This window comes from Vibrio sp. 10N.222.49.C9, assembly GCF_041474985.1.
GTDB classification, from domain to species: Bacteria; Pseudomonadota; Gammaproteobacteria; order Enterobacterales; family Vibrionaceae; genus Vibrio; species Vibrio crassostreae_C.
In genome coordinates this window covers 1-257 of sequence record NZ_JBFRVD010001120.1, presented here as the reverse complement: position 1 = coordinate 257, position 257 = coordinate 1, and the positions used below count along the sequence as shown (strand labels likewise).

The window sequence follows — 257 nt, the reverse complement described above, 5'->3', positions numbered from 1 at the left end:
GTAATTGTGTTTTACAGGCAGGGAAGCGTTGTTGCATCGCTTCGCTGGCCGTTAGAATTAGGTTTGCCTTGTCGGTAAGCTTGTTCTCATGTTGGATCACCGTTTTATGGTCTACACCTGCCAGTGCGCCAAAGTCATCACCGCAATAGTAGACCACCGATGATTCATTGATGTGACCACATAAGTCGGCGGCTGTTGGCAATGAGGTCCACAAAATTGGGTTGTTAAACTCGAGGCGTTCTAGTGTTGGCGCTAAT

General features: G+C 47.9%; 1 pseudogene. It reads right to left on the bottom strand.

What is annotated here, in order from left to right:
* Positions 1-257: pseudogene (locus tag AB4585_RS27170) on the bottom strand (glycosyltransferase family 1 protein); the annotation flags it as partial.